The organism is Thermaurantimonas aggregans (genome assembly GCF_003851885.1).
GTDB classification, from domain to species: domain Bacteria; phylum Bacteroidota; class Bacteroidia; order Flavobacteriales; family Schleiferiaceae; genus Thermaurantimonas; species Thermaurantimonas aggregans.
Genome location: NZ_BHZE01000012.1, coordinates 1 through 20,163 on the forward strand (window position 1 = coordinate 1; position 20,163 = coordinate 20,163).

General features: G+C 44.9%; 16 protein-coding genes and 1 tRNA gene. 8 read left to right on the plus strand and 9 right to left on the minus strand.

Features of this window, described 5'->3' with window-relative positions; all coding sequences use genetic code 11:
* Nucleotides 1–177: 177 nt before the first annotated feature.
* From EIP89_RS06825 to aroC, 4 genes are all read right to left on the minus strand, one after another.
* Nucleotides 178–2,502 (minus strand): T9SS type B sorting domain-containing protein, encoded by a 2,325-nt coding sequence (locus EIP89_RS06825; RefSeq protein WP_124397927.1) that lies wholly within the window; start codon nucleotides 2,500–2,502, stop codon nucleotides 178–180.
* A gap of 573 nt (nucleotides 2,503–3,075) precedes the next feature.
* Nucleotides 3,076–5,886: an AsmA family protein gene (locus EIP89_RS06830; RefSeq protein WP_124397928.1), complete on the minus strand. Its 2,811-nt coding sequence runs from the start codon at nucleotides 5,884–5,886 to the stop codon at nucleotides 3,076–3,078.
* Between the two features lie 16 nt (nucleotides 5,887–5,902).
* A complete protein-coding gene (locus EIP89_RS06835) occupies nucleotides 5,903–7,318 on the minus strand; it encodes a dicarboxylate/amino acid:cation symporter (protein ID WP_245966116.1) in 1,416 nt (471 codons plus the stop codon).
* Complete coding sequence (gene aroC, locus EIP89_RS06840; RefSeq protein ID WP_124397930.1) at nucleotides 7,315–8,376, minus strand: chorismate synthase; 1,062 nt, start codon at nucleotides 8,374–8,376, stop codon at nucleotides 7,315–7,317. The genes EIP89_RS06835 and aroC overlap by 4 nt, the downstream gene beginning before the upstream one ends.
* 209 nt (nucleotides 8,377–8,585) lie before the next feature.
* Here aroC and EIP89_RS06845 point away from each other — a divergent pair, with 209 nt between their 5' ends.
* The 7 genes from EIP89_RS06845 to rlmB all read left to right on the plus strand — a co-directional run bounded on the left by EIP89_RS06845 (nucleotide 8,586) and on the right by rlmB (nucleotide 13,151).
* Complete coding sequence (locus EIP89_RS06845; RefSeq protein WP_124397931.1) at nucleotides 8,586–8,954, plus strand: hypothetical protein; 369 nt, start codon at nucleotides 8,586–8,588, stop codon at nucleotides 8,952–8,954.
* A 145-nt stretch (nucleotides 8,955–9,099) separates the two neighbouring features.
* Nucleotides 9,100–10,350, plus strand: coding sequence for a hypothetical protein (locus EIP89_RS06850; RefSeq protein ID WP_124397932.1), 1,251 nt, complete (start codon nucleotides 9,100–9,102; stop codon nucleotides 10,348–10,350).
* A 49-nt stretch (nucleotides 10,351–10,399) separates the two neighbouring features.
* Nucleotides 10,400–10,582 carry a hypothetical protein gene (locus EIP89_RS06855; protein WP_124397933.1) on the plus strand — a complete coding sequence of 61 codons (183 nt, stop codon included), beginning with the start codon at nucleotides 10,400–10,402 and terminating at the stop codon, nucleotides 10,580–10,582.
* 19 nt (nucleotides 10,583–10,601) lie between these two features.
* Nucleotides 10,602–10,760, plus strand: coding sequence for a hypothetical protein (locus EIP89_RS11480; protein ID WP_160160551.1), 159 nt, complete (start codon nucleotides 10,602–10,604; stop codon nucleotides 10,758–10,760).
* Nucleotides 10,761–10,901: 141 nt separating this feature from the next.
* Complete coding sequence (locus EIP89_RS06860) at nucleotides 10,902–11,102, plus strand: membrane or secreted protein (protein ID WP_124397934.1); 201 nt, start codon at nucleotides 10,902–10,904, stop codon at nucleotides 11,100–11,102.
* Nucleotides 11,075–12,445 (plus strand): GWxTD domain-containing protein, encoded by a 1,371-nt coding sequence (locus EIP89_RS06865; RefSeq protein WP_160160552.1) that lies wholly within the window; start codon nucleotides 11,075–11,077, stop codon nucleotides 12,443–12,445. The genes EIP89_RS06860 and EIP89_RS06865 overlap by 28 nt, the downstream gene beginning before the upstream one ends.
* The gene (rlmB, locus tag EIP89_RS06870) at nucleotides 12,393–13,151 is read left to right on the plus strand and encodes a 23S rRNA (guanosine(2251)-2'-O)-methyltransferase RlmB (protein WP_124397936.1); all 759 of its coding nucleotides are present in this window, start codon (nucleotides 12,393–12,395) and stop codon (nucleotides 13,149–13,151) included. The genes EIP89_RS06865 and rlmB overlap by 53 nt, the downstream gene beginning before the upstream one ends.
* Here the strand turns inward: rlmB and EIP89_RS06875 are convergent.
* Together EIP89_RS06875 and EIP89_RS06880 are read right to left on the minus strand one after the other, a co-directional pair.
* Nucleotides 13,148–14,287 carry a cysteine desulfurase family protein gene (locus EIP89_RS06875; protein WP_124397937.1) on the minus strand — a complete coding sequence of 380 codons (1,140 nt, stop codon included), beginning with the start codon at nucleotides 14,285–14,287 and terminating at the stop codon, nucleotides 13,148–13,150. The genes rlmB and EIP89_RS06875 overlap by 4 nt on opposite strands.
* A complete protein-coding gene (locus EIP89_RS06880; RefSeq protein ID WP_307718669.1) occupies nucleotides 14,287–15,858 on the minus strand; it encodes an aminotransferase class V-fold PLP-dependent enzyme in 1,572 nt (523 codons plus the stop codon). Before EIP89_RS06880 ends, EIP89_RS06875 begins: the two co-directional genes overlap by 1 nt.
* Nucleotides 15,859–16,037: 179 nt before the next feature.
* Between EIP89_RS06880 and lpdA the strand changes: the two genes are divergently transcribed.
* Nucleotides 16,038–17,429, plus strand: coding sequence for a dihydrolipoyl dehydrogenase (gene lpdA / locus EIP89_RS06885; RefSeq protein WP_124397938.1), 1,392 nt, complete (start codon nucleotides 16,038–16,040; stop codon nucleotides 17,427–17,429).
* Nucleotides 17,430–17,529: 100 nt separating this feature from the next.
* On the opposite strand, the gene EIP89_RS06890 is transcribed toward lpdA, so the two are convergent.
* From EIP89_RS06890 to EIP89_RS06900, 3 genes are all read right to left on the minus strand, one after another.
* Nucleotides 17,530–17,603: transfer RNA gene (locus EIP89_RS06890), tRNA-Gln, on the minus strand.
* A 66-nt stretch (nucleotides 17,604–17,669) separates the two neighbouring features.
* Nucleotides 17,670–19,100, minus strand: coding sequence for a TonB-dependent receptor (locus EIP89_RS06895; protein ID WP_124397939.1), 1,431 nt, complete (start codon nucleotides 19,098–19,100; stop codon nucleotides 17,670–17,672).
* A gap of 49 nt (nucleotides 19,101–19,149) precedes the next feature.
* Nucleotides 19,150–19,860 (minus strand): DUF2461 domain-containing protein, encoded by a 711-nt coding sequence (locus EIP89_RS06900; RefSeq protein ID WP_124397940.1) that lies wholly within the window; start codon nucleotides 19,858–19,860, stop codon nucleotides 19,150–19,152.
* Between the last annotated feature and the right edge of the window lie 303 nt (nucleotides 19,861–20,163).

The window sequence follows — 20,163 nt, forward strand, 5'->3', positions numbered from 1 at the left end:
CAAATCGAAATCACTACACCCAAGACGAAAGAAACCATTAGCAAAGTAATCCTTTTAACAGAGGAGCAAAAAAAAGTAGCTTCAATCTTCAATTTTGGGTGTTAAAATGCGGAAGTCAGGAAAAAGGCGTCCGAGAATTTTAGGACGCCTTTTTTTATGCATTTAAATCTTCACGATTTATTTAAAAACCGATATCGTTCCGTTTCGTGTTTCTACCTCATTTGTAATCATATTCAGGTACTGTAGCACATAGAAATACACACCGTCTGCCACAGGCTGTCCTGTATTCCTATGATTGCCATTCCACGGGGTAGCGGTTTCATAGTTATCGCTTTCGAAAACAATGTCTCCCCATCTGTTCATGATGCGCAGTTTCGCATTCCTGTGCTGTTCGATGTTTTTGATCACAAAATCATCGTTTAGACCATCGCCGTTTGGTGTCATTACATTAGGAATTTCAATGGGTTCATATACAGGTGGGGGTGGTACTGGCTTCTCTTTGCACGAAAATTTTTCGTAGTTCGAAATACTCGTATATTTCCAATTTATGCCTGAAGTATCATCGGCTACTACTCGAAGCCAGTAATCCTGATTTTTAGTGCCATCACAAGGCTTTTGAATCACCATCGTCGTATCGAAAGTCGGGTTGCCTGTCATCTCCACCTTTTGCCAGTTTATTTGTTGGGTTGCTGAATCTTCCACACCCATCTCCACGGTGTAGCGGGGATTAGGCCAACCATCGTAGTGATTCCATACAAGCGCAATTACTGAATCGGTTTGATACAAAGTATCGAGCAATATGCTCTTGATAGAGCGTGTTATGTAAAATGGCTGCGACATTACCAGTTGTACCTTGTAGTGATAAATACCAGAGTTCACCTCCGGTGTATTCAGCGTAATATCTCTCCAGAAAAAGTCGGTAGGTACATTTTGGAAGGCTAAGAAATTAAAAGTCTGACCACTATCATCACTTCTATACACATTCCATCCATCGATGTAGGCGATATTGACGGTGGGAGAATCAATTTCCCATTCGATGTATGGGTGCATGTTGTTTTCGATAGTTACATTTTTTAAATCGTACAACGGATTCGGACAATTATTTACACGAATAATAATCGCATAATACTCTGGCAGCGGGAATCCGCAGGAGTTCAGCATGGTATTGCCATCATTTCCCTGCTTTATGTACAGAATATAGTCGCCATTTACTGTAAAGGGTTTATGTAGTTTTAGTTGAATGTGTTTGGTTTCAAGAGCGACATTGCAATTTTTCTGCACCCCAATCACCGGTCTTAGGATAGAGTCAGGTCCTACAATTCTAAATTCTGAACCTTCGTCGGTAACAGATTCGCATTGAATGTTGACATCAAATTTTAAATCTACAACACTGTCAAAACAATTGTAAGGGACGATGGGAATAATTTTATCCCAACCGGTAGGCGAATTTGGGTTAGGCACTGAATCATTGCGCAGCGGATACCCGTAATTCGACATAAACCCATGCACGTAACCGCCGGCAGGTTCAGAGGTATTGGTATACCCAGGTTGATTGATATCGATTTTAGGTCCGTTCTGCACTTCAGGTTTACAGTTGTTTACAAAGTTTACCTGCATATCACGCTGTGAGGTTCCTACTAGCACCCACTGAAGGAAGATATTGTCATACTTGTATTCTTCAACTTCCACTTTCAGCACAAAGAGGCCTGTGGTCGATCCTGTGGTAAACTTAAAACTTCCGTTGTTTTCAATAACGATTTGAGTACCAGGAGCTATGGGAAAAGGTTGATTGACTGAGTATCCAGGCTGCCAAGCCATATTAACGCCTGGACCACAGTTATTGCCCTCTTGCGGATTCGCCCAGCGGTAGCGTATAGAGTCGCCATTGGGCTCTATGGTAGCTTGCGACCACACAAAGTAGTTGTTTGTACAGAACGATTTTGCTGCAGGTGTAATGAATTGTGGTGAAGTGTTGTTACCAACCATACTGTTGAGTAGTGCTTCTACATAGAGAGTTGCAGAGTTAGCATTTACCAGGTTTTGGTTCGGATTACGACAGCAGACTACCGAGTGCGAGAAGCGCACATCAGAACAGTTTTGAGGTAGGGTAACAACACCCTGATACCAGTGTGTTTCGATGGCTTGAAAACCTGCACCGGGTGCTGTGGAAACACACTCGTCTTGCCCAGGGGTCATAAATCCGCCTGCTCCAGGTCCGCTGGTGATGGGTGTATAGCCGAGCTGTGCAGGTGGAATTTTAGGTAAATTGATGTTAAGGGTGCTGAAACAGCTGGACCTCACGCATAGGGCTACTGAGGTGGAAAGGGAAACAGGTGATGACTGCAATCTATATAGTTTGACAATTACGAGATATTGCCTTGGCACATTAGTACTATCGCCAATGTAGCGATACATAATTTCCGCCCCGGCTACGTGCGTAGCCTGCACACGATAGCCAAATGCAAAAACAAAGACTACGAGAATTTGTATTATTCTCTTCATTTTGAAAAAATGATTTTTAATATCACAAAATAAAGGCAATTAATTTAAATGTCCTAACATATGTTGAAATTAAGATTACCACAAACTGTGTCTTTGCTCGATTATCAAACTGAAATGCAGAGAAATTGCGTTAAAACAAAAATATTTTTCAGAATGTGTATATATTGAAATTTGAAACTAATTTCAAATACTTCATCTGAATACATCATTTTTCAGCAACAAATCTTTTCGTTATTCAAAACTTTACGTTTTATTTATAACTAAAACTTTAATTACAAAAAGTCACTTTTCGTGTATTCTTACAGGCAGTAAAAAAACGGATCAACTTTCATAGTCGAAATTCGAACATATGTATGGTGCTTAAAATAGCAAGTCGTCAACATGGTAAAAAGTACAATAAAAGTGATGGATTTGTCGCGTGCTTAGTCATGAGCCTCCTTATCGGACGAACAGAGTAGTAGTTAGCCTAGAAGGCTAGGCAGCAAAATGTGCGTGGCTGGATGGCTTGATCCAAACATGGATTTGTCCAGAACAAATACAAAAAAAGCCGTAAATTCTTTAAAAGAATACCAATTAACGCACTTTGGCTTTGTTTTCGGCTTCTGAAAGGATTTGATTGGACTGATCGCGGGCTTGCTGTAGGATTTGCTCAGCCCGGCGGTTGGCTTCCTCTTCGAGCTTAAGGGCTTTATTTTCAGCCTCTTGCTCTACCCGACGAGCGGCTTCGGCGGCTGCGCGTTCTTTGATTATGTTTCCTTTGGCCTCATCGCGTATGCGCTGAGCCTGGGTGCGGCCTTCGGCTCGAAGGCGATCAGCAGCTGCTTTGGCTTCGGCACGCACGCGGTCAGCCTGCTGCTGGGCCTGAGCGAGAATCTGGTCGGCCTGAGCGCGGGCATTGGCCATGATGCGCTCGGCTTCGGCATTAACCTGCTGCTTGAGGTCTTCGACTTTCTGCTCTACTTTTTCGCGCACTTGCTCTTTTACCTGACTTACGAGGTCGCCAACGAGATTGCCCAGTGAAGTGCTGACCTTAGGATTGGTATAGGTGCCTGTAATTTTTACCTTGAGGTCAATGGTTTGTGGAGCGCGGCCTCCTATTGATGCAAGTAGCTGTTCGGCGCGAATGGCTGTGCCGGGTATTTTGAGGTCGAGATCGTAATCTAAGGTCTGATCCAAGCCATTAGAGCCGGAGATGGTACCAGTAAGGTTGCCGGTGCGCACCTGAAAAGGAGCTACATGTATGCGGCCGTTTTCGATTTTATAGGAAATGTTAGCATCGCGCAAGGCGAGAGTAGAATAGTCTTGATTGCGCAGGTAGGTACCGATTTGCGCCAAAGCTTGCGAACGCAGAAGTACATCGAAGGTACGAAGGCTGCCGGTGCTGCTTATTCTGGTGAGGTCGGGCATCATGTCGCGGGTCAAGGGGCCACTGATGGTAAATGAGGTGTTGAAAGTGCCTTCTGAATTTTCGGCAATGGGCGCGAGCGATTGTATGGTGTTAAAAGTCTGGAAGCTTGGGCGCAAGCCGAAGTTTTCCAGGTTCATCGAGAAGTTGAAGGTCGGGACCTGCGGTTTCGAATCATAGAAGCCGTTGAGCAAGACACGGCCGCCGATGAGGGTCATACGCACATTCTCCATCAGGGCTTTTTGGTCAGTAAGTGCGATCGCGCCCGAAAAGTCGCTTATGTCGAAGTTACTAAAGAGTACGCGCTGTGCCTGAGCAGTAAGGCGGAAGTCAATCTTCTCCGGCAAGCGGATGTAGTTGCTTTCGACGGTGTCGGCTGTAGCTGTGGCAGCAGTATCGGCCGATAGGTCGGCCAGCTCATTGAGGTCAAAAAGGGTGCTCGATACGGTGAAGCGACCATAGAGGGTGGTGTCTTTAAAAACGTAAGAAAGTAAATTGTCGAAACGGCCGGTGGCACTGATATCGGTACGACCGATGGTCATGACCAGATTGTCGAGCTGGAAGTTTTCGGGCCGTATCTGCAGGGCAGCTGAAGCAATTTTGACCGGTAGGGTAAGGGTGGAGGGGTCACTGTACACAAAATTGGCGATGGTAGCGCGCCCTTCGGCGGTTACCTGGTCATACTTTTCGGATTCGATGGCTGAGAGTTTGGTCTTCAGAGCGATGGCGGCATCGATGAGGCCAGCCAACTGCATCCCCGGGTCAAGCGGCACAAGGCGGGTGATTTCAGCCAGATCGAGCTTGCCGTTAAGCGTAAAATCGATATAGGGGTCGCTGATCGGGGTAGATACCGTAAGGGAGGCTGCAATCGGATTGTTAGCCAGCTTCATGGCAAAGCTTGGTACTGACAGAAGGGTATTATCGAGACTGCCACCGGTGTTGGAAACGCGAATGTCTGTATTCACCGCATCCACTGACGAAGGCAGGTCGGGATACTTGAAGAAGCCATCACGAACGCTGAGGAGGATGTTGAATTTTGGATAGATTTCCTTGTCGCCGTTGTAGATACCTTGCACTTTACCCTCGAGCCGGGCGGTACCGCGGGCAGTGAGCTGATGGAAGTCTTGGTAATATATGGCCGGAATCAGAGAGATGATACTTTTAAAAGAAGTGTTGGGTGCGTCGAATTCGAGATCGAGGTCGATATCGTCTTCGGGCATGCGGATAAGGCCTTTGAAGTTGAGCCGTAGGTCGTTGAGCGAAATGAAATTGTCGCCGAGGGCGATTTCCATGGTCTGTTGATTCACACGAACATCGAAGTCGGAGGCTACGCGCACCTTGTGCAGCATGGTCACACCACCGGTGCGAAAGTCGAAGGTATCAATGGTGGTTTTGGTCTTGAGATCCACAATGTCTTGGGTGAAGTCACCACGGCCTTCGTGGTTCAGATTGCGAATAGCGGTGTAAATCCCACCATAGCGGTCGTCGTAGGTTAAATTTACGTTGCGCAGGTAGTATTTTTTTAAAGCCAGACTAAAGGTAGTAGTGGTTGTATCTTCTTCCGCTTTTGTATCTCCTTCAGTGGTGGGAACAATGAGGTAATTGGCCAGATTGGAGTCGAGGGCGATGAGGTGAAAGCTGGCATCTTCGATACCGATTTTGCGGATTTTAAACTGATCGCCCTTGAAGACTGAAAGAATGTCGAGCGACAGGTCGAATTCACCGATGCGGGCCAATTCCACTCCAGCGAAAGTGTCGCGCCCGGTTATGACAAAATCGTGCACGCCAAAGTGAAGATTGGGAAAATCGCGTATTAGGCTCAGCCGAAAGTCGCCAAAATCTACATCGGCTAAAAGCTGCTGGTTAACTTCTTCTTTAAAGCGTCGGACGATTTCATCTTTGAAAACAAATGGTGCCACAAGTACGATGACCACAATCAGAGCAAAGAGGATTAGAAAAATTTTTCCGGCGCGTTTCATGGTTTTTTAAGATTTTTCAGGCAGTTTCAGTTTGAGATTCAGATTTGGCTACTAAGGTACACACCATTGCGTCACCTGTCACATTCACTACGGTACGACACATGTCGAGAATGCGGTCGATGGGGAGTATGATGGCAATCCAGGCGGGATTGAGATGGACCGATGTCAGCACGATGATGAGCATGATCAGTCCCGCACTTGGCACGGCGGCTGCCCCTATAGAAGCCAGTGTAGCCGTGAGTACTATAGTGAGTTGCTGCGCCAACGAAAGTTCCACTCCATGCATCTGGGCGAGAAATACCACCGCCACGGCCTGATAGAGGCTGGTGCCGTCCATATTTACGGTAGCACCTATGGGCAGTACGAAGGAAGTGTATTTTTTAGGCACTTTCATGTTTTCTTCCATACATTCGATGGTCACGGGCAGGGTGGCCGCGCTGCTCGACGAGGAAAAGGCCAGCAACTGTGCCGGGCTGATGGCTTTTAAAAACTCTGAAAAGCGAATGCCCGGAGCAAAAAAGTGGATGATGGCCGGATAAATGACAAAAGCCATGATGACCAATCCTGCTACTACAGCCAATGTGTACGATCCTAAGCTTCTAAATACAGGCAACACTTTGGAAACATCATCCCCGGCTATCTGGCTGATCGTACCTGCCATCAGAGCAAACACAAAAAAAGGCGATACGCGCATGACGAAATCCACCATCTTCAGAAATACATCGGTAATAGCCTGAAAAAAGTCGATGAGCACCTGCTGCCGTTCACCGGGGATGTACAGCAGCGCAATGCCGAAAAAGATACCAAAGAAGATAACCTGAATCATGAGTTTGCTGTCGTTCAGGCTAGTGAAGATGTTGTCGGGCACCATATCGACCAGAAAGGCCAATGGACCTTGATTCTGTGTTTGCTTGGCTTTTTCGATTTTGGAGGCGACCAGATCCTGGTTTTCCGTTCCATTCATTCGGCTGCTTACTTGTGCTGTCAGTTCAGCGTACTCGGGCTTGCAAGTCAGACAGATGTCGTCGAGGTCTTCGGCGCCCGATTGTTTTTTCCACAGCTCGTAGCGTATGCGGTTTTCGAGCATAAGGGCGCTATCGCGGCTCTCTCCCGGTTTTATAAGGTTTACAATCAGCAATCCCAAACTCACAGCCAGCACAGTGGTGCCTAAGTAAATGGCCAGGGTTTTTAGCCCCAAACGGCCTAAGGACTCAGGCGATCCAAGTCCGGCAATACCGCTAATGATGCTGAAGAGCACCAGGGGTACGGCAATGAGCTTGAGCAAGTTCATGAAAATGGTGCCAAATGGAGCAATAAAATCGGCCGTAAATCTTTGCCAGCCGAGCATCACGGACACTACTGCATAGACAATGCCCAGCAGCATGCCGATTAAGATTTTCCAGTGTAGTGGGAGTCTTGTAAATGCTTTCAATACAGCGTATGAATTCGGTTTAACAAATAAAAATCAGCCAACACAAGCCAGGTCAAGGCTTCTACTACAGGCACAGCCCGTGGCACCACACACGGATCATGACGGCCGGGGATAGCCAAATCTACAACATGCCCTTCTGTATCGAGTGCTTTCTGCTCTTTGGCGATAGAGGCTGTAGGTTTAAAGGTAACTTCAAAGGTTAGTTCGCGCCCCGTACTGATACCTCCGAGCACTCCCCCACTGTGGTTGGTCGCAAAGGTTTGGTTGTCATCTGGCATATCGTTGTGCTCGCTTCCGCGCATAGAAGCCGCCCGTGTACCGCTGCCGATTTCAAAAGCACGAGTGGCGTTAATGGTCATCATGGCATGCGCCAGTCGGGCGTGTAGTTTGTCAAATATGGGTTCTCCAAGGCCGGCAGGCAGTCCGGTGACGCGCACAGCCACCTTTCCACCGACGGATTCGCCCTGTTCCTTCAAGTCGGTAATGAGTTTTTCGGCCGATGTCGAAGCCGCTACATGAGGCATACGGGTAGAGTATTTGTCCACGTCTTCCGGCGAAAAGGCAGCATCCTCCGGCAGGCGAACGTCACCGATTTGACTGGTGTAAGCTAGCACCTCAACTTGAGGCAGCAGATGCGCAGCCAATGCGCCGGCCAGTACCCAGTTGGCCGTTTCGCGGGCCGAAGAGCGCCCCCCTCCTCGGTGGTCGCGATGGCCATACTTGGCCGTGTAAGTTTCGTCTGCATGTCCGGGTCTGAATACCTGACGCAGACTTTCGTAGTCGGCTGAGCGTTTATCTGCATTGCGAATCAGAAAGGCAATAGGCGCACCAGTCGATTTACCTTCAAAGATGCCGGAGAGAAATTCCGGCTCATCCACTTCATTCCGGGCTGTGGTCACTGCTGATTGGCCTGGTCGCCTGCGAGACAACTGGTATCGAATGCGATTAAAATCAATGAAAACGCCCGCCGGAAAACCGTCAAGCACCCCGCCAATAGCCGGGCCATGCGATTCGCCGAAGGTAGTCAGCCTCAATATTCTGCCAAACGTATTGCTCATCGGAGTGCAAACTTACGGGATGCCGCACTTTTGAGGTTGTAGGTTCAATTTATTTTCTAGTTACATCAATTACATGAATAAAATATCCCCCTTCACCAATCAAACATCCCTTTTCACAAAAAAAAATCTGAAATTAAGAAAAAAAAAAAAAAAAATGTAACCGATTTTCTTTACACTTTTGTAGTGTATAACCAAAACCTTAAAAAGCCATGAGAAAATTGAAAATTTTACTACTTATTGCAGCTTTTGGAATTTTATTTAGTAGCCATGGAGGAACCCCCATAATTACAATTTCTATTTCTGGATGTGGTAAAAAAGGATGTAGAGATTTAAATGAAACTCATTCTAATGATGTACATACTTTAAAATGTGAGGGAAAAGGTTATACGAAGTGTGAATTTCAATACCTCCCAGGTTTTTTTAATAAATCGATTATTAATTCCTTGATAGATCATGCTCAAATAAACATTGAAAATGGAGTCTACTCAGGATCATTTGGTCTAAACAACTACATAGTAGTCTGGAATCATGATTCTTCAATTCAAAATTCAATAATTGAAATATTCATAAATGAATAATAATAGGTATTCAATTTTATTACTTATTTTATTAATAATGATAAATTATAGTGCTTGCTATTCGCAAATATTGATTAATTTAAACGAAAAAAAGACATTAAATAAAAATTATATAGCCTATCATTACAATGATACTATTTTTTCCTTGATTATAGATAAAAATCCAAAAATAAATTCATTTAAAATAATAAAAATTTTTGATAATTTTAATGTTGAAAAAATATCATTTTATTTAATATCAGATTATTTAAGTAGTAATAAATCTATATTTTTTAAAGGATTATTTCACTATTTTTCAATTGATGATTATGGAATATATTCATACAATTCACTTGATATTCGTAAAAAGAAAATATACAAAAAATTAAAAAATTTTGGCCCTTCTTATTACAGAATATCGAAAGGTGGTATTTTTTACTCTACTAATGAATATAATTTACATCCTAACGAAAGTGATCCACCTGAACTGCTCTGGTCGGTCTATTTGCCCGACGAAGACCGCACCATCGCCTTTCCGGTTGATTCCTTCCTCATCTACACCCACTTCAACAGCGAAAAAATCCGCTTCCTCGGCGAGCGCTACATCGTAGCTGCCCGCAACATGGCCCTCTCCTTCCACGTGTACGACACCCACACCGGCACTCTCCACTACTACCGCGACCCCGACGAAGACCTCTACCTCAACGACAGCATCAAATCCTTCTTCTACCACCTCTCCCGCGACCCAAATATGGACGTCCGCACCAACATGCGTATCGCTAAGCGCCAACAACCCATGTGGCGCATCAACAAGGTGCTGCCCTACGACGAAAAGGCCTTCGTCATGAGCACCATCCTCAATGATACCCACCGCGTGTACTTCGTGCGCATCGAGCCAGACTCCATGTGGATGCAGCGCACCTTCCTCTACCAGGAGTACGGCGAACCCTCGGCCTATGCCGAAAATCCCAACCGCTCCCACATGGCCTATACCCGCGGGGTGGAAGTATACAAAGACAACTTCCTGCGCTTTCAAACAGACTCGGCCGACAACCTCTACTTAGAAATCATGCCTATCAATCGCATCATGGGCCTTACCCACGACGAACACTACGTCTTCATCGACCCTATGTACTGCCAGAAGTGCGAGTTCCCGCGAAAAGACAGCCGCTACTTCCTGCTCACCAACGGCAGTCGCCTGATGGAAGAGCGCTTTGTAAAGCAACTGGGCATCGACCCTGCAAAGGTGGTGTGGATTAAGGGTCAATACCCTGAATGGATGTACAACGAACCCAAAGAGCAGGCACTCAAACACCTCTTCACCGGCACACCGGTGGTCATCCCCAGCGAAAAGCGCTGGCAACTGGGAGCTGAAGTGCTCGACCTGCTCAGACAATACGCTGGGGAAGAGTTGTGACAATTGGATTAGAAAAACAGCATATTATTTTTAACAAAAACAAAATCATATGAAAAGAATAACTGCGATTCTGTTTTTTCTAATTGCTTTTGTTTCAAAAGCTACTGAGCCAAAGGTCGTCGTCTATCTTACCAAAGGTAGTCCGTTTGGCTACAAAGAAGTCCGCGAAAGCCACTCCGAGTGCTATTCGGATATTTCATGCGAAGGCAAAGGATTCGCCTTGTCGCTTTGAGCTGTTGGCACCCGGCTGTATGGATATTCACGATGTAAACAGCATCATAGCCCAGGTAGAAAAAGCCCTCAAAAAGCGCAAACGCAGCGGAAGCCTGAGCGTAAATGAAATTCAGGCTCGATGGGAATATGACCGAAAAACTAAATCTACTGTAATTATAATTACGTTCAAAGCCTAATCGCCTTAAAATTAAATTTTTACAAAAATTAAAATCACAAAATACTTATTGTGGTTAACGTCATGTAAAATTTACATGGTTAACCTCGCTGACTCAATACGGTCGAAAACACGTTTAATATCTTTGTAAAAAATCGATATGATGAAAGTGTTCTTGTTAGCATTTGTATTAATAGGAATTGGATTTGCTGGTATTGCAATAAAAATTTGGGCTAAAAAAGATGGTAAATTTGCTGGTACATGCGCATCCAACTCCCCATATCTCAACAAAGAAGGCGAGCCGTGTGGCTTTTGTGGTGCTATGCCCGACCAGCAATGCAAAAAGCCAGAAACAGCTTCTTAAATCTAGTTATATTTAAAATCGTCCTTGTAAATCTTTTATTTACAAGCTGCGGTAGTAAAAAATCGACTTTATCAAACATCAATTTTGCCTATTTATATCAACCAGCTGAAGTATTAATACAGCCAAATTTTTATGTTCAGCTCGTAAATGAAGATTCATCGCTGGTACACTACCAACTAAAAAAAGATGATTTTTTATATGTGCGTAATTCAGAAACTCAGCAATTTGAATCGCACATATTGCTTAAGTATGTAGTGGTACCCAATTATGAACTGCCTCACATTGTAATGGACAGTGGTAGTGTTCGTATTCGACAAGTAAAATCGGAGAATTCAGGTTTTCTTGCGGGAAAAATTCCACTTAAATTAAATACAAGACCTGAGTTTTCTGAGTTTTTAGTCGTCTTAACTATACGCGATGAACATCGAAACTTGGAATATCCATATTTTTTAATTAGCGATAGAAAGTCAATAAATTCATCTCATTACTACTTGCCAATTGATTCGTTCGGTAATATTTATTTAAAAAAAACCGCCTTTTTGGGCGATAAAATATGTGTTCATTACGGATTAGATTCTTCCAGAAAAGTCTTTGTGAAAATTTATGATGGATCCTATTCCGTTGCTTTGCCACCATTTTCAACGGATCATGAGTTGATCTATGCCGATGAATTTAAATTTATAGGCACAACTGATAGTATTTCAAAGTGTTATCGCTTTAAAAAACCAGGATTTTACCTTTTTCAGTCCGATACATCTTCTATGGAAGGCTACTATATAATGGTTCGCGATGATGACTATCCGCTCATAAACAAAAGACACCAACTGGTAGAACCGCTCAGATATCTTACTACGCAAAAAGAATTTTCTGAACTCCAGGCCGCACAGCCTGATTCCATTAAATTTATGGCAGATCAATTCTGGCTATCAAGAGCAGGAAGCATAGAGCGAGCTAAAAATCTGGTTAAAGCCTATTATGGAAGAGTTCAAAGAGCCAATGAACTTTTTACATCTTTCAAAGAAGGTTGGAAAACAGATCGGGGAATGATCTACATCGTTTTTGGGCCTCCAAATGTGGTTTATCGCTATGCCGACAGAGAAGTGTGGATATACGGCGACGATTCCAGTGCCTTGCAATACCGATTTACTTTTATGCTTACAAAGTTGCCTTTTTCAGGCTTTTATTACGTTCTCGAACGCAATGAAAACTACCGCTTCATCTGGGGACAGGCAGTCGATGCCTGGCGCAACGGACGGGTATATTCTATAAAAGACATCAAGCGTGAACAAGATGAAAGAGACCAACAGCTCCGGTACCAGCGATACCCTTATTTTTGGTTCTAGGCCAGTACTAGAAGCCTTATTGGCAGGTAAAAGCATTGATAAAATCATTGTAAAAAAACAGCACGAGCTACCCATTGTAAAAGAAATAAAACAACAGGCAAAAGCCCGTGGGGTTTATGTGCAAGAGGTACCAGCTGAAAAATTTCATTTTATAAAAAACAAAAACCATCAATACGTAGCAGCATGGCTTGCCGAGGTTGAGTTTACCAACGTTGAAACACTTGTACCTCAACTTTTATCTGAAGGAATATTACCTGTATTGGTAATACTTGATCGCGTGACAGATGTACGAAATTTCGGCTCAATCGTTCGCACGGCAGAGTGCCTGGGTGCACATGCAGTAGTCATTCCCAAAAAAGGAAGTGCTTCTGTAAACAGCGATGCCATGAAGGCTTCCGCTGGTGCTTTGTCGCGCTTACCCATCTGCAGAGAAAACAACCTGCGCGATACCTTGCGCTTTTTGAACGAAAGCGGCTTTACGACGATTGCTTGCACCGAAAAAGCCAATCAATCCATTTACAGAACAGAAGTGAAATTGCCTTTTGCCCTCTTGATGGGAAATGAAGAAAATGGAATTGCTACCGATCTGCGCAAGCTCTGCTCTGTAGAAGTAAAAATTCCTATGCAAGGGGTTACTGCTTCGCTAAATGTGGCTGTAGCGACTGGTATTGCTTTATCTGCTCTTTTGCAGCCTCATCAGCATTAATTCTGTAGACAGGTGGTAAGAATTTGTACAAAACGCGCAATCTCATTTTCAGTAGTGCCCATACCTAACGAAATGCGCAGATTAGCCAGTGAAATGAGCTCTGGATACAAATGAGAGATGACATGTGAAGGCTTAAGACTTCCGCTATTGCAGGCGCTGCCGGCTGAAACTGCCACACCTGCCAGGTCAAGAGCAAAGAGCAGGCGGCCAGTGTCTGTCTCCTGAGGTACACTAATATTTAGAATGCCAGGGTAATGAGCCTCTGTGAGTGGTTTTGGGCCATTAAAAATGGGTTGAAGTGGTTCAAGCATTTTGATTAAATGGGAAGTGAGTTCCGCAAATCGAGTGAGCATCTCTTGGGCAGCAGAGAAAGTATATTCGAGTGCGGCAGCCATTGCTGGAATTAAAAGAGCAGCCTCTGTACCACCACGCAAGCTGCGTTCCTGACTTCCACCGGCAATTAGGGGCGATTTTTTCTGAACTGATTTGTGGATAAACAAAAAGCCCGTGCCTTTAGGCCCATAAAACTTGTGAGCAGAGCCTGAAAGGAAATCAGCCTGATGAAAATCGACTAAATATTTTCCGATCGCTTGTACACCGTCGATATACAGTAGAGCTTTGTGCTTCCGACAGATGTTTGAAACCTCCTCAATGGGTGTGATGTTACCCAGCTCATTGTGCACCCAAAGCAATGCAACCAAAGCCTGCCCTTTTACCCCTGTAAGCACTTCATCGAGATGGTTCAAGTCGTATTCACCTTCAGGTGTTAAACGAAGGTGATGAACGGTGGCACCCAGCTGCACCCATTGTGTAGCAGCTTCAAGTGTGGCTTTGTGCTCAATTGGTGAGGTGATGAAAGTACGCACCCCCGCTTTAAAAGCCATGGAAAATACCCAATTAGCTGATTCAGTTGCTCCGGAAGTAAAGTACAATTCGGAGGGTAAAACATTGAGCAGATTAGCCATTTGTCGGCGTGCGAGCTCGATTTGTGCCTTGGCTTTACGCCCAAAACCGTGCAAGCTGGAAGGATTCCCCCAAATTTCGGTAGCTTGTACTATCGCCTGCCTGGCAGGAGTACAAAGGGGCGTGGTAGATGCGTAATCGAGATAAATCAAGTCTGCTTTATTTTCCATCATTACTCAAACCAACTGGCAGCCAGATGGTGTTCAGGGCTTTGCTGTTCACTTGTATGAGTAAAAGTATTTGATGAGGGGTGATACGTGTATGCCTGTTGATAGGTTCGAAAATTAAGTGCTACATCTTCGATAGCATCGACTATGTAGCGGAGCTCATCAGCCGTCATTACCGGGTGTAGAGACAAGCGTATCCAACCGGGTTTTAAGGTAAGATCACCGCGATCAATTAAATCAGTGATCATCTTTGACTTTTCTTCGTCCACACCGAGCAGGTAGTGCCCGTAAGTACCAGCACAACTGCAACCACCGCGCACCTGAATGCCATACAGATCGTTGAGCAACTTTACGCCGAGATTGTAGTGTAATCCATCGATGTAAAAGGATATTGCTCCGAGCCGCACGCGATTGTTGCCAGCCAGGATGTGTAAGCCTGGAATGCGCTCCAGGCGATCGAAGATATATTCGACCATTGCATGCTCACGCTCTCGAATTTTGGCTGGCTGAAGCTGTTCCTTTAGTTGAAAAGCTTTGGCAGCCTTTAGCAGTTGTAAAAATCCAGGCGTTCCACCGTCTTCGCGCACTTCTATGTCGTCGTAGTAACTGTGTCCGCCCCAGGGGTTTGTCCATGTGACAGTACCACCTCCGGGAATATCTGGTGACTTAAGTCGGTAGTACTTTTTGTTGAAAATTAAAATACCTGGAGTCCCAGGTCCTCCAAGGAATTTGTGAGGGCTTAAAAAGATGGCATCCAGCCAGGCTAAGGGTCTATCGGCTGGGTGCATGTCAATTTCGACATATGGACCTGAGCAGGCAAAGTCCACAAAACAGCATCCTCCGGCTTTATGCATGCGCTCGGCTATATCGTAGTAGGGTGTTTCGATGCCAGTCACATTGCTACAGCCGGTTACGGATGCGTATTTGTATTTTCTGTGTTTGTGTTTGTGGAGCAATTCGTCGAGGTGATTGAGGTCAACCAACCCATCGGCATTGGCTTTTATCAGTTCCACATGAGCGATGGTTTCGAGCCAGGAGGTCTGGTTGCTGTGGTGTTCCATATGGGTGATGAACACGACCGGACGCTCCTCGTCGGGTATTGTGAAGTAATCTTTGAGACAATCCGGATACTTCATCCCCAGGATGCGCTGAAATTTGTTGACTGCTGCTGTCATACCTGTACCTACAGCTATAAGCACATCGTCGGGTCCGGCATTTACGCTGCGTTTTATTAGCTCACGTGCCATATGGTAGGCATGGGTCATTACAGCGCCGGTATAGCTGGTCTCGGTATGTGTATTGGCCACCATTGGTCCCACTTGATTCAGCAGCCACTCTTCAATAGGTCGGTACAATCGCCCGCTGGCGATCCAGTCGGCATAAACCAGGGGCTTTTCGCCATAAGGAGTTTTTAAGGTTGCATTATGCCCCAGAATATGATGCCTGAAGGCTGAAAAATGTTGCTCATGCGGAAGTTCCAGGTGCGATTCGGTGCCTTTATTTACTGCTGTGGTGGTGTGCATAGTAAAACATGTGGTACCTACAAAGGTACGGGCATTGCAGATAGTTTGTTTCAAGAAAAATTTTGAAGTACAGTTCCATGTTAAATGTTTGATTTTAAAAAGTTTGAATCTGCGAAACCAGAATCATGCAGACTAAAAAATGAGTGCTCTACACCCGACTTAACCAACCGTTTAATAGCCTCACAAGCGATTATAAACTACTTTCGCACGGTTAATTTTTTAATTTAAGAAAAATGAACTTTGACCTCATCGTATTAGGCACAGGGCCCGGCGGCTATGTGGCTGCCATCAGAGCATCGCAGTTGGGCATGAAGGTAGCCGTAGTAGAGAAAGAATCGCTCGGCGGCATTTGTCTCAACTGGGGTTGTATTCCTACCAAAGCCTTGCTAAAAAGTGCCAACGTTTTCGAATACATAAAGCACGCAAAAGACTACGGCATCGAAATTCATGGCGAAGCGGTACCAAATTTCGAATCGGTGATCAAGCGCAGCCGTCAGGTAGCCGCTGGTATGAGCAATGGGGTGAACTTCCTGATGAAGAAAAACAAGATTACCGTGATCTCGGGCTACGGCAAAGTGAAGCCGGGCAATAAGCTGGAAGTAACTGATGCTGAAGGTAAAAAGACCGAGTATTCGGCCAAGCACATCATCATAGCTACCGGCGGACGCAGCCGCGAGTTGCCCAATCTGCCCCAAGACGGCAAAAAGATCATAGGGTATCGCGAAGCTATGAATTTACCCAAACAGCCCAAAAAGATGGTCGTAGTAGGTTCAGGTGCTATCGGGGTGGAGTTTGCTTACTTCTACGCTTCAATGGGAACAGATGTGACAATCGTAGAATACATGCCCAACATCGTACCTCTGGAAGATGAAGAGATTTCAAAAGCCCTAGAGCGCTCATTCAAAAAAATGGGTATCAAAATTCTTACTTCCTCAGAGGTAACCCAAGCTGATACTTCTGGCGATGGCGTGCGCGTAACCGTAAAAACGCCAAAAAACGAAGAAGTTATTGAATGCGACGTGGTGCTATCGGCCGTAGGCATTGTGGCCAATATCGAAAACATCGGTCTCGAAGAGGTGGGAATCAAAACCGAGAAGGGCAAAATCGTCGTTGATCAATATTATCGCACCAATGTTCCCGGATACTATGCTATTGGCGATTGCGTGCCAGGACAAGCATTGGCTCACGTCGCCTCAGCTGAGGGCATCATCTGTGTTGAAAAAATTGCTGGTCACAATCCGGAACCGCTTAATTACAACAACATTCCGGGCTGCACCTACTGCTCACCGGAGATTGCCAGTGTTGGATACACCGAAAAGGCTGCTCGCGAAGCCGGTTATGAAATCCGCGTGGGTAAATTCCCATTTTCTGCCAGCGGAAAAGCATCAGCTGCAGGGCATAAAGATGGGTTTGTGAAAGTGATCTTCGATGCCAAGTACGGCGAATTTCTCGGATGCCACATGATTGGTGCCAATGTAACGGAAATGATTGCCGAGGCTGTAGTCGCGCGCAAGCTTGAAACTACAGGTCACGAAATCATAAAGTCTGTACATCCTCATCCCACTATGAGCGAGGCCATTATGGAAGCCACTGCTGATGCTTATGGGGAAGTAATCCATTTGTGATAAGTACAGCACATAAGTTAACGAAAAACCCCGGTTTCTGCCGGGGTTTTTTTAAAGCTACAAAATAAAAAACCCACTCTTAAGAGAGCGGGTTTTTACATGGTTGCCCGAGCTGGATTCGAACCAACACAGACGGAACCAAAATCCGTAGTCCTGCCATTAGACGATCGGGCAATTCCCTGAAATCGGGCTGCAAATATACGAACGAAACTTTTTTGCACAAGTCAAAAGTAATAAATTTTAAACGTTCTCAGCCGGAGCCTCAACTTCCTTATAACCAAAAAGATGCTTCGAACGAATAATCTCTTCTACGCCTTCAGGCAGCATATCGCCCCATCCAGGTTCACCTTTTTTAATCATCCTTAACACTCTGGGTGAAAAGATGTGTAAAATATTGGGATCATACGTCTCAATGTCTTTGATGCGTCCATTGAAGGTGAGATATTCAAAAAGAGGTCGTAGCCTTGGGTGTACCCACATGTTTTGAGTGGTTTCCAGCGGACTGTCTTCTGTTGGTTTTGAGGGATATACGTAAATTTTTAAATCACGAGAAAACATAATGCCCATGGCTTCCAAAATGCCGCCAGGCAATGAGCGATAGTACTTTTCGTTAAAAACGTCCTTTAAGCTTGACACTCCCAAAATGATGCCCATCCGTGCTTTGGTGAACTCAGAGAAATAGTGCACGAGCTTGTAATACTCTTGAAAGTTGGAAATCAGAACTTTATAGCCAAGCGAACACAATATTTCAGCTCTGTCGAGGAAGTCTTGCTCATCGATTTCGCCTTCGGCGCGCAGGTTGTTTAGGGTGATTTCAAAGAGTACTTCTACATTGTCTTTTTTCACTCTTGGATCGCGTAAAAAGTATTCATAGCCCTTTTTCATCATATCCATGTTTACCTTGGTCACAGGGCGGAAACTTCCGCGAAGGGCAAGAATATTTTTCTTGTACAATAAGCCGGCAGGCAAGAGGTTGTTGCCATCAGGTCCAAAAATCACAGCATCTGTAAAGCCGTTTTTGATTAGCTGCAAGGAGAGCAAGCGATTGTCCACACCTTCGAAATCAGGACCCGAAACATTGATCATATCGATCTCAACCTTATCGCGCGACAAGTTGTCGTAGAGTGATTTGAGCAGCTCATTCGGGTCATTGATGATGTGAAAGCAGGCGTAAATCAAGTTTACCCCCATTATGCCGATGGTCTCTTGCTGCAGAACAGCCTCATTTTCTTTAAGCCTTACGTGAAAAATTACCTCATTGGGCGGACTGTCAGGTGTCAGCTGAAATTTACAGCCCATCCACCCATGGCCCTTGTAGCGCTTGGCGAAGTCAATGGTCGCTACTGTATTGGCATAAGTAAAGAAGCACTTATCCGGATTTTTCGACCGATCGATGCGCTCTTCTACAAGTCTGTATTCTTGCGCAAGCATTTTGCGAAGGCGACTCTCGGTCACATATCGGCCGTCGGGCTCACGACCATAGATGGCGTCACTAAAGTCCTTGTCGTACGCGCTCATAGCCTTTGCGACCGTTCCTGAAGCACCACCCGCTCTGAAGAAGTGGCGTACTACCTCCTGACCAGCACCTATTTCAGCAAAAGTGCCATAAATCTGACTATTGAGGTTAATTTTTAGCGCTTTTTGCTGGGTGGTAAGTATGTAGCGTTCCATACCGAATGGTTTTAACAAATGTACGATGTGACCTAGGTAACGTATTGTGTTAGATTTTATAAAAAGGCTTTAAAATCACATCAGGCTCGTCGTCAGATTGTATGGCTCGATTGAGAAATTGGATAAAATGCTTCAGCGGCAAAAGGTGCTCTACAAGCATGGGAAGCGTATCAGGATCTGATAGCTGGCTGTAGTTCAAAGAGTGTGTAGCCGTAAAAGACTTTAGCTTCAGGTATTTGATGGCCGGATTGCTTTCGTCATATCCTTTAGGGGGTCGAGTCAGCGTCCAGAGCTCTTCGAAATCCAGATCAGGATAAATCGCTTTAAATTTTTCATCGTTTAAAATTTCAGAAAATTCTTCCCAATAAAGGTCAATGTCGTTTCGGATTTTTTTCAGCACATCAGCAGGAGGCATGTAAACGCCACCACCTACAAAGCTCTCTTCGAGGTCGAAGTGCACGTAGTAGCCGGCTAAGTCGCCCTTGCGACCATCAGGGGCAAAGCCGAGTGAAACATGGGTTTTATAAGGCCTTTTGTCAGCTGAAAAGCGTATATCGCGGTTTATTCTGAATAGGCATTGAACAGGCTTGGTATTGGCAAGTTCAGGGTCGTTTGATTTTAACGAGTTTAAAATATACTCAGCCGCTGAGAGCAATTCACGTCGGTACTGCTCATAGGCATCGCGATGTTGCGCAAACCATTCTTTGTGATTGTTCTGACGCAATTTTTCTAAAAAAATCAAACTTTCTTCGGAAAGCATAAAAATGTATTTAATAATTCGCAATTGAAATAATAGACCAATATCAGCCGTTATACAACAAGCAAACAAATTAAATGTGTGCCTATGCAACAAACTGCTACCCCCTCACAAAAAAAATCGCCTAAAAATTCTATAAAGCCTAAAAAGTCCACCATTGACAGGATTCTTAATTATTCGAAGTCTGTCGTAGTGATTAAATCCGATTTGGGCAAATGGCTTGTTAATCTGAATTAACGAATAATTAGAACACTTGTAGTGCGTTGAACCTGCCTCTTCAGATGTAGGCTAAGATACTTTTGCCTC

Excerpts from the sequence above, each read along its gene's own strand:
- EIP89_RS06845 (WP_124397931.1), top strand. The coding sequence starts at position 8,586 with ATGAGAAAATTGAAAATTTTACTACTTATTGCAGCTTTTGGAATTTTA.
- EIP89_RS06825 (WP_124397927.1), bottom strand. The coding sequence starts at position 2,502 with ATGAAGAGAATAATACAAATTCTCGTAGTCTTTGTTTTTGCATTTGGC.
- EIP89_RS11480 (WP_160160551.1), top strand. The coding sequence starts at position 10,602 with ATGGATATTCACGATGTAAACAGCATCATAGCCCAGGTAGAAAAAGCC.
- EIP89_RS06895 (WP_124397939.1), bottom strand. The coding sequence starts at position 19,100 with ATGGAACGCTACATACTTACCACCCAGCAAAAAGCGCTAAAAATTAAC.
- EIP89_RS06865 (WP_160160552.1), top strand. The coding sequence starts at position 11,075 with ATGCAAAAAGCCAGAAACAGCTTCTTAAATCTAGTTATATTTAAAATC.
- EIP89_RS06900 (WP_124397940.1), bottom strand. The coding sequence starts at position 19,860 with ATGCTTTCCGAAGAAAGTTTGATTTTTTTAGAAAAATTGCGTCAGAAC.
- aroC (WP_124397930.1), bottom strand. The coding sequence starts at position 8,376 with ATGAGCAATACGTTTGGCAGAATATTGAGGCTGACTACCTTCGGCGAA.
- rlmB (WP_124397936.1), top strand. The coding sequence starts at position 12,393 with ATGAAAGAGACCAACAGCTCCGGTACCAGCGATACCCTTATTTTTGGT.
- EIP89_RS06830 (WP_124397928.1), bottom strand. The coding sequence starts at position 5,886 with ATGAAACGCGCCGGAAAAATTTTTCTAATCCTCTTTGCTCTGATTGTG.
- lpdA (WP_124397938.1), top strand. The coding sequence starts at position 16,038 with ATGAACTTTGACCTCATCGTATTAGGCACAGGGCCCGGCGGCTATGTG.
- EIP89_RS06860 (WP_124397934.1), top strand. The coding sequence starts at position 10,902 with ATGAAAGTGTTCTTGTTAGCATTTGTATTAATAGGAATTGGATTTGCT.
- EIP89_RS06875 (WP_124397937.1), bottom strand. The coding sequence starts at position 14,287 with ATGATGGAAAATAAAGCAGACTTGATTTATCTCGATTACGCATCTACC.
- EIP89_RS06855 (WP_124397933.1), top strand. The coding sequence starts at position 10,400 with ATGAAAAGAATAACTGCGATTCTGTTTTTTCTAATTGCTTTTGTTTCA.